The 13,933-nt window shown below is 62.2% G+C and carries 11 protein-coding genes and 1 pseudogene; 5 read left to right on the top strand and 7 right to left on the bottom strand.

The features are described 5' to 3' along the window. Positions 1–11: 11 nt before the first annotated feature. From AC1DIS_RS23925 to AC1DIS_RS23895, 7 genes are read right to left on the bottom strand one after another with little or no spacing between them, the layout of a single operon-like run. The gene (locus tag AC1DIS_RS23925) at positions 12–1,151 is read right to left on the bottom strand and encodes a hypothetical protein (RefSeq protein WP_019578685.1); all 1,140 of its coding nucleotides are present in this window, start codon (positions 1,149–1,151) and stop codon (positions 12–14) included. Continuing rightward, positions 1,130–2,575, bottom strand: coding sequence for an alkaline phosphatase family protein (locus AC1DIS_RS23920; RefSeq protein WP_477743208.1), 1,446 nt, complete (start codon positions 2,573–2,575; stop codon positions 1,130–1,132). Before AC1DIS_RS23920 ends, AC1DIS_RS23925 begins: the two co-directional genes overlap by 22 nt. Then, on the bottom strand, positions 2,565–3,797 hold the full coding sequence (gene eboE, locus AC1DIS_RS23915) for a metabolite traffic protein EboE (RefSeq protein ID WP_349745810.1): 1,233 nt from the start codon (positions 3,795–3,797) through the stop codon (positions 2,565–2,567). The genes AC1DIS_RS23920 and eboE overlap by 11 nt, the downstream gene beginning before the upstream one ends. Then, entirely contained in the window at positions 3,794–4,678 is an 885-nt protein-coding gene (locus tag AC1DIS_RS23910; protein WP_138867418.1) for a TatD family hydrolase, read from the bottom strand. Before AC1DIS_RS23910 ends, eboE begins: the two co-directional genes overlap by 4 nt. A gap of 36 nt (positions 4,679–4,714) precedes the next feature. Continuing rightward, a complete protein-coding gene (locus AC1DIS_RS23905) occupies positions 4,715–5,488 on the bottom strand; it encodes an EboA domain-containing protein (RefSeq protein ID WP_477743207.1) in 774 nt (257 codons plus the stop codon). Beyond that, positions 5,485–6,375, bottom strand: coding sequence for a UbiA family prenyltransferase (locus tag AC1DIS_RS23900; protein ID WP_064617529.1), 891 nt, complete (start codon positions 6,373–6,375; stop codon positions 5,485–5,487). Before AC1DIS_RS23900 ends, AC1DIS_RS23905 begins: the two co-directional genes overlap by 4 nt. Beyond that, complete coding sequence (locus tag AC1DIS_RS23895) at positions 6,372–8,258, bottom strand: 3-dehydroquinate synthase (protein WP_477743206.1); 1,887 nt, start codon at positions 8,256–8,258, stop codon at positions 6,372–6,374. Before AC1DIS_RS23895 ends, AC1DIS_RS23900 begins: the two co-directional genes overlap by 4 nt. 602 nt (positions 8,259–8,860) lie before the next feature. Between AC1DIS_RS23895 and AC1DIS_RS23890 the strand changes: the two are divergent. The 5 genes and pseudogenes from AC1DIS_RS23890 (at position 8,861) to otnI (ending at position 13,931) form a co-directional block, all read left to right on the top strand. Beyond that, positions 8,861–9,528, top strand: a pseudogene (locus tag AC1DIS_RS23890) (NAD(P)-dependent oxidoreductase). Positions 9,529–9,538: 10 nt separating this feature from the next. Further along, positions 9,539–10,837, top strand: coding sequence for a 3-oxo-tetronate kinase (gene otnK / locus AC1DIS_RS23885; protein ID WP_018928933.1), 1,299 nt, complete (start codon positions 9,539–9,541; stop codon positions 10,835–10,837). Next, the gene (gene otnC / locus AC1DIS_RS23880) at positions 10,834–11,472 is read left to right on the top strand and encodes a 3-oxo-tetronate 4-phosphate decarboxylase (protein WP_007941469.1); all 639 of its coding nucleotides are present in this window, start codon (positions 10,834–10,836) and stop codon (positions 11,470–11,472) included. Before otnK ends, otnC begins: the two co-directional genes overlap by 4 nt. A gap of 194 nt (positions 11,473–11,666) precedes the next feature. Next, positions 11,667–13,127, top strand: a complete 1,461-nt coding sequence (locus tag AC1DIS_RS23875; protein ID WP_018928934.1) for a GntP family transporter — start codon at positions 11,667–11,669, stop codon at positions 13,125–13,127. A gap of 21 nt (positions 13,128–13,148) precedes the next feature. Next, positions 13,149–13,931 carry a 2-oxo-tetronate isomerase gene (otnI, locus tag AC1DIS_RS23870; RefSeq protein ID WP_064617537.1) on the top strand — a complete coding sequence of 261 codons (783 nt, stop codon included), beginning with the start codon at positions 13,149–13,151 and terminating at the stop codon, positions 13,929–13,931. Positions 13,932–13,933: the final 2 nt, after the last annotated feature.

Below are 13,933 nucleotides of genomic sequence, written 5' to 3'. Positions count from 1 at the left end.
TCGTGCTCTCCTTAGCGTTTCCACTGGGCGCGTTTCAGCGACCAGACAAAATCCAGTTTTTTGTAGCCGTTGAAGTCTTTGTCCGGCAGCGGTGTAGTGGGGTAGGTGAGACCGCCCTGGGTCGGGATGGCGAAATTGAAGTAACCGTCGGTCTTCGAGTAGGCGGCGGTGCCGTGGCAGGCCAGGCAGGATGAGGTGTCCTGGAACGCCGATTCCAGCTGCGAGTTCGCCAGCACCTGGGTCTTGGGTTGATATTCCACGCCGATCAACTCGTATTTCGACAGCGTCGGGTTGTTGGCCTGGAACTGCGTATTGACCGGTATGGCATCCGATGTCGGTCCGGTGCTGTTTGTCATCGGCCGGGGCGGGTGGCCCTTGGTCACGGTGTACTTTCTGTTGTTGACGTTCTCGAAGGTGGTCCAGACCCAGCTGGAGTCCAGTTTGTTGACCACATGCAAGCCACTCAACGCCGCATAGCCGACCCTGTAGTCGGTGCCCTGCTGGTAATAGGCCTGGGCGGTGTAGTAGCCGTCGTTCTCCAGCTTCTTCTTGTAGTCCATGTCCGCGCCGATCCACAGCCAGGCGGCTTTCAATTCCCAGGCCGTGGCGGGAAAGTTCAGGTTGCTCGTCAGGGCCTCCTGGCCATCTACGTTGTAGACATTGTTCTTGACGATGTAGTTATAAGTGTCCTGAGACATCAGCAGTTGAAAGCGCACGACTTGGCCTCGCTGTGCCTCAGGCACGACGGTACCGCCCATTTCCAGGCTCATCCCGTCGACCTGCTGCGTGGCATTGAGGTTGTGCAGCAGACGGTTCGCGTCCAGCCCCAGGGCCTTGGCTTGCTTGAGCACCTCGTCCGGCGGCTTCATGCGGCTGTCATACGAGCCAGGGTTGACGCCATTGGCCAGGTAGACCTGGTCGGAAGGCTTGAACGACTCCCACACGCGGTTGTAACCCTGGGCGTCGGGCTGGTTCAGGCAGACGAACCAGTTCCAGGCCATGGTCTCGGGGTGCTTGTTGAACGCCGTACGGGTCTGGTCGGCACTGATTCCAAATTGCAGGAAGTTGCTGCAGTTGAAGTTGTTGGTGTCCTGTGCCTGAGCCAAACCGGCCAAGGCACTCAGAACTGTTATAGAAATGGCTCGCCGCATGGAAGCTCCTTGGCATTGGCCGGGTCGGTGTGTGAATGCCCCAGGAAGTGTTCCAGGAGCAGTTGCTTCACTGCCGTGGCCGCAAGGCGCTGGGGCAACGGCAGATCGCAATTGGTGATGAGCAGCGGGCCGGTGTTCTCGCTGTCGGGCAGGCGACCATGGCTGCCACGGACCAGGCGGGTGTCCAGCGGAATCAGGTCCATGTAGTAGCGAAAGCCGAGCTTTTTCTGCAGCAGGCGGCGCGCCACTTTCAATTTGGGGAAGCGAATGGCCGGGTCGATGAACAGTTCCAGCGGGTCGTAGCCGGGCTTGCGATGGATGTCCACGGTGCGGGCAAAGTCGGGTGCCTTGCGATCGTCGAGCCAGTAGTAGTAATCGAACCAGTAACCCGGCGCGGCCACGGTCACCAGCTCGCCGCTGCGCGGATGATCCAGTTGCCAGGCCCGTTGTTCGGCTTTATCCAGCACCTGCTCGATGCCGGGCTGGCGCTGCAGCAGCGCTTTGATGCGAGGAATGTCTTGCGCCTGTTTCACGTAGATGTGCGCGATCTGATGATCGGCCACGGCAAAGGCCGCGCTGGCGCCGGGGTCGAGCAACTCCCAGGTCAGCGACTGGCGCACCTGCAACAAGCCTTCCGAGCGCAACAGCCGGTTAATCGATACGGATTGCTGTACCGCTTCGATCCCATATTCGGACAACAGCATCACCGCCGCACCTTGCTCCTGGGCAAAGGCCAGCAGGCGACCCACTTCACTGTCGATGGCCCGCACCTCGTCGGCAATCGACGGATGATCAGGGCCCAGTCGCTGCAGGCAATAGTCGAGATGCGGCAGGTAGACCAACTGCAGGTCCGGTCGATCGAGCTGGAATTCGGCGATGGCGCAGTCGACGATCCAGCGGCTCGATGCGATGCCGGCCGCCGGACCCCAGAAACCCGGAAACGGAAATTCACCGATCTGCTGCTCAATACGCTCATGCAACGAGGCCGGTGACGAATACAGGCCGAACATCTTGCGGCCATCGGCCGGGTAGTGCGGGCGTGGGGTGATGGCTGCATCCACGTCCGCATACATGTTGTACCACCAGAACAACTGGCTGCAGCGGAACCCGGGGAGCTCACGCTTGAGCGCCTGCCAGACCTTTTCTCCCTGGATCAGTGCGTTGGGTTGCAGCCAGAATCGCACTTCGGCCTGGTCGCGAAAATACCAGCCATTGCCGACGATGCCGTGTTCCGACGGCGACAGGCCGGTGAGAATCGACGCCTGCACCGTCGATGTGACGGCCGGAAACACTGGTTGCAGGCTGGCCATTTTTGCGGTTTTCAGCAGGGCATTGATGTGCGGCGTTGCCGGCCCCAGCAGCGCGGGGGTCAGCCCGACCACGTTGATCAGCAGCAGCGGTTGACGCGGGTGATCAGAGGGCATCGGCGTACGCCTCCCGCACTTGGGGTTGTAGCAATTGACGCTGGCGCAGTTGTTCTTCGACCCAGTGCAGTTCTGCGGCGATTCCCTGCAGTTGGGCGTGCTCGGTGTTGGGCCGCAGTTGCGCGGGCAGGACGCCCCAGCTGTAGGTTTCCACTTCCAGCACGGGACGAAAATCCCCATGGTCTGCGAGAAAGTCGAAAGTCTGCGACAGCGCGATCTGGCTGCCGCTGAGCTCAGGCAGCAGCAAGTGTTCGCTGAACAGCGGGATGTGGAAATGAATCCGCAGTTCGGGGTACTGCCCCAGGTTATTGGCGCAATCGTCGAGGGCGGCGGGCAGGTCGGCCCAGCCCGATAACCGCGCCTGCGCATCTCGGGCTTTGACTTGATGCAGGTAGGTGGTTTCGGCGAAGTCGCTCAAGGTCTTGAGCACGTGTTCGCGCCGGTTGTGGTCTTCAGCGGGCAGGTGACAAATCAGCGCGTTCGACAGCTGGATCTTGCCGACAGGCACTCGGGCCTGGCGCAGCTTTTCCAGCGACTGATAGCAGTGTTCGAAAACCACGGCCTGGTGGCAGACATCAAAACACAGCGCCAGATAGTCATGGTGCGGATCGCTGGCTTGGTAGCGGTGGAAGAAGGCGATGGCCTGGTCGGTGTTTTCCAGCACACAGTCCGGCTCCATCTCCAGGCAGAACACGATCTTCTTGCCCGTCTCCCGATGCAGCCTGGCCAGTGAAGCCGTGAGTTGGCGCAGCAGGTGTTCGGCACGCTGCTGTCGCCGCGGGTTCCAGTCGGCGGCATAGCCCAGTGGTACGGTGGAAATCACGCCTTGGGGGCAATCCGACGGCAGGGCGTGCGCCAGGATTCGGGCCAGATTCAGGCTGTACGCCAGCCGTTTCGGATCAGTCCAGTTGGGCAAATAGACGTCGGCTTTCACCGCGCCTTGATGAAATTGGCCATAGGGAAAGCCGTTAAGTGAAGTCAGCCGCAGCCCGCTGCGTTGCAGCAGGCTGAGGAAGTCCGCGCGAGCTGACGCCTGCTGTAGTTCGGCTGCGGCGAGGGCGCTGATCCACAGCCCACTGTCTTGCTCGTTCAGGCCGCGCAGGGTGCGCACACCCCGGAAATGCCATTCGATGGATGACCGTAGTCCCGCCAGGTCACGGGTCGGGTGCACATTGCTGCAATAACCGACCTGCGCGGCAGCCCAACCCGTGCCGGCACTCATTTGATCACCGGTTCCTGGCCACGCAGGGCAGAGTTCTCCTGCCACTGCCGACGCTGGTCGATGGGCAGCGGGGTGCTGACCAGGGACTTGTCCAGTTGGCCGCTTTGGGCAAAAAAGTCCACGGGGTTGTGGAACAGCACCTGTTCGACCTGGCTTTCGCTGAAGCCGGCAGCCAGCATCGCTTCACCCGTTTTCGGCACCTTGAGCGGGTCGCTGATGCCCCAGTCGGCGGCGCTGTTGACCACCATTTTCTCGGTGCCGTACTGCTGCAACAGGGCGACCATGCGCTGTTCCGACATCTTGGTGTTGGGGTAGATCGAATGGCCGCGCCAGCAGTCGCTGTCCAGCACCAGCGGCAGGGTCAGTTCGTTGAGGTGGTCGATGATCACCAGGTGCTCGGCAATCCCGACTTCGCGAATCACCGCCAGGGTGCGTTTGGTGCCACCGATCTTGTCGCGGTGCGGGGTGTGCACCAGCACCGGCAAATTGAATTGTCTGGCCAGCTCCAGCTGAGCGGCGAGGAAGCGATCTTCCTCCGGGGTGATGTCGTCGTAGCCGATTTCGCCGACCGCCACGACGCCGTCTTTCACCAGGTAGCGCGGCAGAATCTCCAGCACTTCATTGGCCACCGACAGGTCATTGGCCTCCTTGGGGTTGAGGCCGATGGTGCAGAAATGATGAATGCCGAACATGCTGGCGCGAAAGCGCTCCCAGCCCAACAGGGTGTCGAAATAGTCGATGAAACTGCCGACGCTGGTCCTGGCCTGACCCTGCCAGAAGGCCGGTTCGATCACCCCGGTGATGCCGGCGGCGGCCATGTTCTGGTAGTCATCGGTGGTGCGGCTGACCATATGAATATGCGGGTCGAAGTACTTGAGCATGGTAAATCCTCGTCAAGGAAAAGGAGTCGTTGAGTGTCAGTTCTGTGAGGTGCCGGCCAAGTACTCATGCCACTCAGGCGGCAAGCGTTGCTGCTGACTCAGGCCGGCCAGGCGCTGGTGTTGCGCCGGGCTGAGCAGGTCGAAGGCAATCACTCGGGGCAGCCCGGCGGACACCGTTCGTTCGGCGGCGAGCTGTTCGTCCAGCAGGTCGAGGGCCAGCTGGTTGAGGGTGACGCTGTGTCGTTGGGTCAGGCCGATCAGGCGTCGTATATCGAGCCCCATGCCCAGCGCCTTCAGCACCAATTGATGGAAGGCCCGTTCGCTGTAATGGCGCGATGGGTAGAGGGTGTCGAGCGCGAGGGCGGCGAACACCTGGCTGTTACTGGTACGCCCGGCCTGCAGCGCCAGCTCCACACAGAGCCCACGGCTGTCGAGCCAGTCGAGGGCCTTCAGGGTGGCGATTTTTTCTTGATCGTCGCCCCACAGAAACAGTTGGCGCAGCAAGGGCAGTTGCCCGGCGAGGGGCTGTTGCTCCAGGACCTGAGCCAGCAACAATGCCCGCGCCAGTTGGACACTGCTCCAGTCGGGACTGTGGGGCAGTGGTTGTTCCTTGAAGTTGCGCTTGGACTGGCTGCTCAACAGCGCCGCGGTATTGGCGTCCGGGCGTTGGGCAAGCCGCTCCTGTGCCTGGCGCCACCACTGCAGCTCGGCGTCATCGAGCTGTTGGGTAAGGGCCCGGTGTTGTTCGGCGAGGCAGTCGTGGCGTATTTCGAGAGCCGCCGATGGCGATGCAGTGACGTCCATGTTCATGTCGGTTTGATCCAGCGCTGGAAGTGTGGAAGCAGGAAAAACACCAGAACGCATAACAGGCTGCCCAGCGGCTGGTTGGCCACAGCCAGCACCAGGGCATCAAACAGTGGCAGAGCCGCCAGGCCAGCGCCGATAAAGGCACGGACTTGCCGTTGCTGCGGGTTGGCCAAGTGGTGCCAGTAATGCCAGCCCAGCCAGCCAAGCCAGAGCAGTAGCACCGGCCAGAACCAGACGTTGTCGGAATAGATCGCCAGCGCCAGCGGGCTCAACATCAGCAGTAGCGGCAGGCGGCTGAGCAACTGGTTGTTGTGTTCCTGACGAGCCAGGTAGGTCAGGCCGCTGATGTAGACGCCAAGCAACATGGCGCACAGCCAGATCGGCTCCGGCGGCACCGCCAGGCTGGCCGCCGCCGTCAGGTAGAGGGCCGAGCGGCAGGCGCCCATCAGCCAGACGCTGTGGGCGTATTTCTTGTGCAGCACGTTGTAGCCGAGGATGCAGCCCACCAGCAGGGTGGCGCTACCCAGCAACCAGTGCGGTTGATCGATCAACCGGCTCAGGCCCAATACCGAGGCCGCAGCCAGTATCAGCAACAGCGCAGTAGCCAGCCCCACTTGCTGGCGGCTGACCAGACCCAACGTGATAGGGCGGGGATTGTGGTGCTGTTGGTCCCAGTCGGCGTCCAGCAGGTCGTTCAATAACATGCCGGCCAGATACAGCAACGACAGCGCGGCCAACAGCAGGATCCACACCAGCGACGACGGCGGCGCCAGGGCACCAGCGCTGCTGGCGAGCAGGGCGGCGGCCAAGGTGTTGGTCCACACGGTGGGCAGGTTGGATACCCGGCCGAGGGTCATCCAGGTTTTCAGGTTCAGTGGTGTCTGGCTCATTGCGCGCAGCCCTCGCTGAGGGTGAGCGCCGGATCGATGCGGGTCGACAGCCGTTGCAGCGCCTGTTCCATCCGCGCGGCATCGATCTCGTGCAGGTCCACCGACTCGCCGATCCGGCTGAGCATGGGGATGGAGAGTTGCCCGCCCAGGTGCTGGCGGAATTCCTCCAGACCGAGCAGAACCAGCGAGCGTCCCTGTGCATCTTTCAAGGTCAGTTCCGGCGGGCTCAGGCTGAAGCCGAGCTTGAGCAACAGGTTCAGCAGCCGTTCGGTGTCGGCATCGCTCAACAACCCCAGGGCATTGGCATAGAGCCCATCCAGGGCCATGCCCACCGCCACGGCTTCACCATGGCGCAGTCGGTGCCGGCTGAGGTTTTCCAGTTTGTGCGCGGCCCAATGCCCGTAATCCAGTGGCCGTCCGTTACCGCGCTCGAAGGGGTCGCCGGCACCGGTGATGTGTGCCAGGTGCAGTTCGGCGCAGCGGCGAATGGCATAGCGGCTGGCCGAGTGATCGAAGTGGGCGAGGGCGTCGGCCTGTTGTTCCATCCATTGGAAGAAGGCCTGGTCTTTGATCAGCGCCACTTTTACCGCCTCGGCCAGCCCGGCGATCTGGTCGCGGCGGGTCAGGCTGGTCAGCAGCTGGAAGTCGTTGATTACCGCAGTGGCGGGGTAGAAGGCGCCCAGCAGGTTCTTCTGGCCGAAGGCATTGATGCCGTTTTTCACCCCGATGCCGGCGTCGTTCTGCGCCAGCACGGTGCTCGGGATGCGGATCAGGCGAATGCCACGGTGGAAGGTGGCGCAGGCGTAGCCCACCGCATCCAGCACCGCACCGCCGCCCAGGGCCAGCACATAGCAATGCCGGTCCAGCCCATGCTGCAGCATATCGGTGTAAAGCTGCTGCAACACCTGTGAGTCCTTGCTCAGTTCGCCGGCCGGCACCGCAATCGGCGCGGCCTGCAAATGCAGGTCCGCCGCATGGGCGGCAAAGTAGGCGTCGATCTGTTCCAGCAGGTGCGGGGCGCTTTGCAGCAGTTGTTCATCGGCGAACACCAGCACCGTCGCCGGGCCCCGGTGCTGTGGGGTGAGTCGTGCGGTGAGCTGGTGATGCAGACACGGATTGGACGGCTCGAACAGGTGATCGGTGAACACCACCGGGTAGTCGTAACGGACCTCGAAACGCCCGTGCAGGGATTGCTCGGCGTTTTGCTTGCGCAAGGTTTTGAACAGGCTGTACCCGGCGATAAACAGCCCGGGCAACACCATGCTGGCGAGCAGGGTCACCAGCAGCGCGTTCTGCTCGACGAGGTAGATGCCGATGGCGCTGTAGGCCAGTGCCAGACCGGCATTGGCCAGGGTGGTCACTAACACGAACGCGGGCAGCGGATAACGTTGCATCCCGGCGGCCACCACCGAGGTTTCGGCCAATACCGGCACGCCGCGCAGGCAGATCAACGACAGCGTGCCCAGCTTGTATGCCAGTTGCCCCGGCTGGCGCTGATGCAGGCCCAGGCGGCCGGACAGCAGCCGAAAATAGCCCGCCCCCAGCGCATACCCCAGCCCGGCCCCCAGGCACAGCCCCACGAAAATCACCAGGTAGCCGCCAACAGCGCCGAGCATGGCCACGGCCAGCAGCGCGACCATGCTCGAAGGCACCGGCAGCACCACGTCCAGCGCGAGCAGGGCGATCAGCAGCAGGGCCAGGTTGAGTTTTTGGGTGGGAGTGGAAGGCTGGTACAAGTTGAGATGGGTCAGGAAGTCCTGGATCTGTTGTTCGAACAACAGAAAGCTGGCGATCACCAAGCCTGAGAAGCAAAGCAATGAAATCCAGAAATGACCGGCAGGCCCCCGTTGCGAGAACGCACGATACCCATGGCTGCGCTTCATCAAGCATCCCTCTTTATTTTTATGACTGATTCCGTGTCAGTAATTAAAAGCAGCGTCTGGTTGGTTTTAGATCAATAGATTCTCTCGCCTGAGGGGCTGGTTTATGTACGGTTTGGTTACGCCTGTAGAGATAGTTCTGAACTTAGACGGTCGTGGTGTTTTTGCAAGGCGGCCTGATGGCAATCTGACTTTTTTCACCTGCGTGAACGCGACCCGTAGCAGCTGCCGAGCCTGCGAGGCTGCGTTCGGCGGCGCAGCCGTCGTGAATCCGGCTGACGYGGTYKGCCTGAYGCACCGCGAGTTCTGGTTTTACGACKGCTGCGCMGCCGAACGCAGCCTCGCGAGCTCGACAGCTGCTACAAAAAAGCGCGTCGCGGCTATCGATGCATCTGAGCCGATGTTAAAAAATGTTATTTTAAAAAAATACTTCACATAATCTGTTCATTGGTGGATTATCTGCTCAACCCGTGTCAAGCAGCTCGTAGCTGCCATTGTGTTGGGCGATCCGCTGGCCATGCCGCCGGTGCCCATCTCTACATCGCGGCCCGCCGCCTGCGCTTTGTCGGCGTGGAACAGGCCGTTGCTTCCCTCAGGAGTACCCCATGAATAACAAGAATGTCGGTGTTGTCGGTCTGGGCGCGATGGGGTTGGGCATTGCCCGCTCACTGTTGCGCAGTGGTTTCAATGTGCATGCCTGTGATGTGCGTGCGCAGGTGACTGAACAGTTTGCCGGGGAGGGCGGCGTGGCGTGCTCTTCGCCCGCGCAGATGGCCGCGGCGTGCGACGTGATCATTACCGTGGTGGTGAACGCCGAGCAGACCGAAACCGTATTGTTTGGCGAGGGTGGCGCCGTCGCTGCGTTGCGCCCGGGCAGCCTGGTGATCGGTTGTGCCACCGTGGCCCCGACCTACGCTGTCGACCTGGGCCAGCGCCTGACCGCCCAGGGCTTGCTGTATCTGGATGCCCCGATCTCCGGTGGCGCAGCCAAGGCGGCTGCCGGTGAAATGACCATGATGACGTCCGGCCCGGCCGACGCTTACGCCAAGGCCGAAGCCGTCCTGGCAGGCATGGCCGGCAAGGTTTATCGCCTGGGCGACAGCCATGGCCTGGGTTCGAAGGTCAAGATCATCAACCAGTTGCTCGGTCGGCCACCGCCCACCAGATGTTCATGCAGGCTTCCAGTGCCGGCTTCGGGCGTGAGGACGACTCGGCAGTAATCAAGATTTTCCCCGGCATCGAGTTGCCGACTGCCAAGACCGAGCCGGTTTGAGGAACACCCAATGAACACTACCCCTGCACGCCCATTGCTGGGCTGCATCGCCGACGATTTCACCGGTGCCACGGACCTGGCCAACATGCTGGTGCGCGGCGGTATGCGCACCGTGCAAAGCATTGGCATTCCGAGCAGCGAAGTGGCGGCCGGGCTCGATGCCGATGCGATCGTCATCGCCCTCAAGTCACGCACCATTCCAGTCGCCGAAGCGGTCGAGCAATCCCTTGCCGCGCTGGCCTGGTTGCGTGAGCAAGGCTGCGAGCAGATTTTCTTCAAGTACTGCTCGACGTTCGATTCCACCGCGGCCGGCAATATCGGCCAGGTCAGTGAAGCACTGCTGGCGGCGCTGGGCAGCGACTTCACCCTGGCGTGCCCGGCGTTCCCGGAGAATGGCCGGACGATCTTTCGCGGTCACTTGTTCGTCCAGGATCAACTGCTCAGCGAGTCGGGCATGCAGCATCACCCGCTGACGCCGATGACCGATGCCAACCTGGTGCGGGTGCTGCAGTCGCAGACCCGTCTGAACGTCGGCCTGTTGCGCTACGACACCATTGCCCAAGGCGCCGAAAAGGTACGCGGGCGCATCGCCGAACTGCGGGCTCAAGGTATCGGTATGGCGATTGCCGATGCCTTGTCGGACCAGGATCTGTACACCCTCGGCACCGCCTGCGCCGACTTGCCGTTGTTGACTGGCGGCTCGGGGCTGGCCCTGGGCTTGCCGGAAAACTTCCGTCGCGCCGGTAAATTGCGCGACCTCGATGCCTCGAAACTCCCGGCGGTGGCCGGTGGTGAAGTGGTGTTGGCCGGTAGCGCTTCGATCGCCACCAATGGCCAAGTCGCAGCCTGGCTCGAAGCCGGTCGACCCGCGTTGCGGATTGATCCGTTGGCCCTGGCGGCTGGCGAACCCGTGGTGGCCCAGGCTCTGGCCTTCGCCAAGAACAATGAACAAACCGTATTGATCTACGCCACCAGCGCACCGGACGAGGTCAAGGCCGTGCAGCAGCAGCTCGGCGTCGAACAGGCCGGCAGTCTGGTGGAAAACGCCTTTGGCGAAATTGCCCAAGGCTTGCGTCAGAGCGGCGTGCGGCGCTTCGTGATCGCCGGCGGTGAAACTTCGGGCGCGGTGGTTCAGGCGCTGGGCGTACAACTGCTGCAAATTGGCGCGCAGATTGATCCGGGTGTGCCGGCAACCGTCAGCAGCACCGATGAGCCTCTGGCCCTGGCGCTCAAATCAGGCAACTTCGGTGGTCGGGATTTCTTCAGCAAAGCGCTGAAGCAACTGGCCCAGACCGGAGGTGCGCAATGAGTAATGAAAACGCCCTGCGCGAAGAAATCTGCGACGTTGGCCGCAGCCTGTATGAGCGCGGTTACACCGTCGGCAGCGCCGGCAATATCAGCGCACGGCTGGACGATGGCTGGCTGATCACGCCGACCGATGTCTGCCTCGGCCGCCTCGATCCGGCGACCATCGCCAAGGTCAATCTGGCTGGCGAATGGGTGTCTGGCGACAAGCCGTCGAAGACATTGGCGTTGCATCGCCAGGTCTACGACCGCAACCCGAGTGTCGGTGGTGTGGTGCATACCCATTCCACTCATCTGGTGGCGTTGACGTTGGCAGGTGTCTGGCAGCCGAACGACATCCTGCCGCCATTGACGCCCTATCAGGTGATGAAAGTCGGGCATATCCCGTTGATCAGCTACCAGCGTCCCGGCTCGCCAAAGGTGGCCGAACAGGTCGCACAACTGGCCAACAGTGTTCGCGGCGTGATGCTCGAACGGCTGGGGCCGGTGGTCTGGGAGAGTTCGGTGTCCAGAGCCAGCTACGCCCTGGAGGAGCTCGAAGAAACCGCGCGGTTGTGGCTGATGAGCAATCCCAAGCCCGAACCACTCGATCAGGCAGCACTGGACGAGCTGCGAGCGGCTTTCGGTGTGCACTGGTAGGGCGCTGAAGTTTTTTAACACGATAGACCGATAAAGCAGGCCTTGTTCGGGAGACGCGCAGCGACTCCCACGACCCCGGCTTGCCTGAAAAATACAATAACAAGAGGACATCCAGGCATGACTCACCTTCACTGCGGCATTTTCAGACCCGGTTGCAGCACCCTTGTGTTCGCCCGGCGCGGAGGGCTTGTGAAATGAGCCCGTTAATCCTGATGGTTACCGCGGGGCTAGGGATCGCTCTGTTGTTGTTTTTGGTGCTCAAGTACAAGTTCCAGCCGTTCGTGGCGTTGATGCTGGTGAGCATTCTGGTGGCGCTGGTGGCCGGGGTAAAACCGGCCGACCTGGTCGCCACCATCGAAGGCGGCATGGGCAAGACGTTGGGCCATATCGCGATCATCATTGCCCTGGGCGCGATGATCGGGCGGATCATCGAACTCTCCGGCGGCGCCGAGGCGCTGGCCAAGACGCTGATCAGCCGTTTCGGCAATCGACGCACGCCGCTGGCGCTGACGATTGCCGGGTTCATGGTCGGGGTGCCGGTGTTCTTCGAGGTCGGTGTGATCATCCTGATGCCGCTGGCCTATGGCGTTGCCCGCAGTGCACGCAAGCCACTGTTGGTGTTTGCGTTGCCGATGTGTGCTGCGTTGCTGACCGTACACGCCTTCCTGCCGCCACACCCCGGCGCGGTGGCCGCTGCCAGTCAGTTGGGTGCCGACCTCGGTCGCGTGCTGATGTTCGGTCTGCCGATCACCGCGTTCCTCTGCTATGTCGGTTACCGCGTGGCCGGGCGCATGACCCGTCGGGTGTACCCGATGACCGACGATATCCGCGCCGAAGTCTATGGCCCGCATGTCACCAACGAAGACCTGGTCGCCTGGGCCAATGGCAACGGCAAGAGCGCTGAACGAGCTGCCGTGGCCGCGTCGCACATGGGCCTGGAAGAGTCCACCAGCGCGATCGTTTCCAAGTTGCCGCCAGCACCCGCGCCGGGTTTTGGCATGATCGTCAGCCTGATCGCGCTACCGATCATTCTGATTCTGCTGGGAACACTGTCCAACTCGTTGCTGCCTGCCGACTCGGTCCTGCGCGGCATCATGACCGTGCTCGGTGCGCCATTGGTGGCGCTGCTGATCGACACCTTGCTGTGTGCCTGGTTGTTGGGGTCGCGTCGGGGCTGGAGTCGTACCCAGGTGTCTGACGTGATCGGTTCGGCCTTGCCAGGTGTGGCCATGGTGATTCTGATTGCCGGTGCCGGCGGTGTGTTCGGCAAGGTGCTGGTGGATACCGGCATCGGCGCGGTGGTCTCCGATTTGTTGCGCACCACCGGTCTGCCGGTGCTCGCGCTGGGCTTTCTGCTGACCATGCTGTTGCGTGCGGTCCAGGGCTCGACCACGGTGGCGCTGGTGACCACCGCCGGCATCATCAGCCCGCTGATCGCGACCCTCAACCTCACCGCGAATCACATGGCGCTGCTGTGCCTGGCCATGGGCGGTGGCGGGTTGGCCATGTCCCATATCAACGACGCCGGTTACTGGATCTTCACCAAGCTGTCCGGGTTGAACGTGGCCGACGGCCTGCGTACCTGGACCGTGCTGACCACCTTGCTCGGCACGCTGGGTTTCGGTATTACCTTGCTGATCTGGCCGTTTGTCTAACCTTCTGTCCAAGGAGCTACCATGCCTCGTTTTGCTGCCAACCTCAGCATGCTCTACCCTGAACATGAGTTTCTGGATCGTTTCGCCGCCGCGGCCGCCGATGGTTTTGAAGCGGTGGAATACCTGTTCCCCTACGACTACAGCGCCCAGGAACTCAAACAGCGCTTGAGCGATAACGGCCTGGTGCAGGCGCTGTTCAACGCACCGCCCGGCGATTGGGCGGCAGGCGAGCGGGGCACGGTATCGTTGCCGGGCCGGGAGAGTGAATTTCGCAGCGGTTTCGATCGCGCACTGGAATACGCCGCCGTCCTGGGCAACTCACGCATCCATGTGATGGCCGGGCTGCTGCCGTCGGAAAACGATCGACCACGGCATCACGGCGCGTACCTGGAGAACCTGGCCTACGCCACCGCGCAGGCCGCCAAGGTCGGTGTCACCGTGCTGCTGGAACCGATCAACACGCGCGACATGCCGGGCTTTTTCCTCAACCGCCAAGATCAGGCCCAGGCCATCTGCAAGGAAGTGGGCGCCAGTAACCTGAAGGTTCAGTTCGATTGCTACCACTGCCAGATCGTCGAAGGTGACCTGGCCACTAAACTGCGTCGGGATTTCGCCGGCATCGGTCATATCCAGATCGCCGGCGTACCGGATCGACATGAGCCGGACCTGGGCGAAGTCAACTATCCCTATCTGTTCGAGTTGATCGACCAGTTGGGTTATGACGGCTGGGTAGGGTGCGAATACCGGCCCCGTGGCAACACGTCGGCCGGCTTGCAGTGGCTGCGGGACTGGAAGGCGCGCTAACG

The sequence above is a fragment of the Pseudomonas sp. 05N433 genome, from assembly GCF_056396925.1.
The sequence above is the reverse complement of the archived record's forward strand: the minus strand, read 5'-3'. Positions and strand labels throughout refer to the sequence as shown.

What these genes read in the sequence shown, in the direction of transcription:
- AC1DIS_RS23925 (WP_019578685.1), bottom strand. Translation starts at nt 1,151, where the DNA reads ATGCGGCGAGCCATTTCTATAACAGTTCTGAGTGCCTTGGCCGGTTTG.
- AC1DIS_RS23920 (WP_477743208.1), bottom strand. Translation starts at nt 2,575, where the DNA reads ATGCCCTCTGATCACCCGCGTCAACCGCTGCTGCTGATCAACGTGGTC.
- eboE (WP_349745810.1), bottom strand. Translation starts at nt 3,797, where the DNA reads ATGAGTGCCGGCACGGGTTGGGCTGCCGCGCAGGTCGGTTATTGCAGC.
- AC1DIS_RS23910 (WP_138867418.1), bottom strand. Translation starts at nt 4,678, where the DNA reads ATGCTCAAGTACTTCGACCCGCATATTCATATGGTCAGCCGCACCACC.
- AC1DIS_RS23905 (WP_477743207.1), bottom strand. Translation starts at nt 5,488, where the DNA reads ATGAACATGGACGTCACTGCATCGCCATCGGCGGCTCTCGAAATACGC.
- AC1DIS_RS23900 (WP_064617529.1), bottom strand. Translation starts at nt 6,375, where the DNA reads ATGAGCCAGACACCACTGAACCTGAAAACCTGGATGACCCTCGGCCGG.
- AC1DIS_RS23895 (WP_477743206.1), bottom strand. Translation starts at nt 8,258, where the DNA reads ATGAAGCGCAGCCATGGGTATCGTGCGTTCTCGCAACGGGGGCCTGCC.
- otnK (WP_018928933.1), top strand. Translation starts at nt 9,539, where the DNA reads ATGAACACTACCCCTGCACGCCCATTGCTGGGCTGCATCGCCGACGAT.
- otnC (WP_007941469.1), top strand. Translation starts at nt 10,834, where the DNA reads ATGAGTAATGAAAACGCCCTGCGCGAAGAAATCTGCGACGTTGGCCGC.
- AC1DIS_RS23875 (WP_018928934.1), top strand. Translation starts at nt 11,667, where the DNA reads ATGAGCCCGTTAATCCTGATGGTTACCGCGGGGCTAGGGATCGCTCTG.
- otnI (WP_064617537.1), top strand. Translation starts at nt 13,149, where the DNA reads ATGCCTCGTTTTGCTGCCAACCTCAGCATGCTCTACCCTGAACATGAG.